The sequence below is a fragment of the Hymenobacter antarcticus genome, assembly GCF_039539545.1.
Classification (GTDB): Bacteria; Bacteroidota; Bacteroidia; order Cytophagales; family Hymenobacteraceae; genus Hymenobacter; species Hymenobacter antarcticus.
On the sequence record NZ_BAABDI010000074.1, the window covers coordinates 1 to 557 of the forward strand.

General features: G+C 48.8%; 1 protein-coding gene. It reads right to left on the reverse strand.

Annotated elements, in window-relative coordinates; all coding sequences use genetic code 11:
* Positions 1-333 (reverse strand): IS110 family transposase (locus ABD819_RS21460; protein ID WP_345127722.1); only part of this gene is annotated, 333 nt, incomplete at its 3' end.
* Between the last annotated feature and the right edge of the window lie 224 nt (positions 334-557).

The following is a 557-nucleotide window of genomic DNA, read 5'->3' on the forward strand; positions in this document are numbered from 1 at the left end:
GCCGTAACGCAACAGCCACTGCGCATCTTTGCGGTCACTTTTGCCTTTACTCAAGTGCATCTGAATGAAGCGCTTAATGACCAGTGGATTCAGTACGGCGACCTCTCCCCCCTGCTCGTGCAGGTAATAGGCCAGGGCCAGGTTATAGGTGCCGGTGGCTTCCATCACAAACCGGCAGTGCGCTCCGCAAGCCTTCACCAGCTGCTGAAAGCCCGCTTTATTATTATTGACTTCCAGGTGTTTGACGAGCTCATTCACTTGGTAACAGACGGCGAGCGTGGCTTTACTCACGTCCAGGCCGACAACGGGTAACAAAGAGGCGGTAACCATCATGAAAGTGGTAAAAAGATGAGAAAAAAGCACTTAAAAGGACTTCTAGGGAGTCTTTTACTATCCTGATACAGGCTCGTGGCCTACTGGAACTGTCCAAAGTGACCCTAAAAAAGAGCGGGGATTGTCATGTTAAACGGGCTCTATCGCCCCATAATACTAGAATCTTACTCCACTCCTTTCCTTCATTGACCTAAATTAAGAGGTCGTATCTGAACATAGGATAA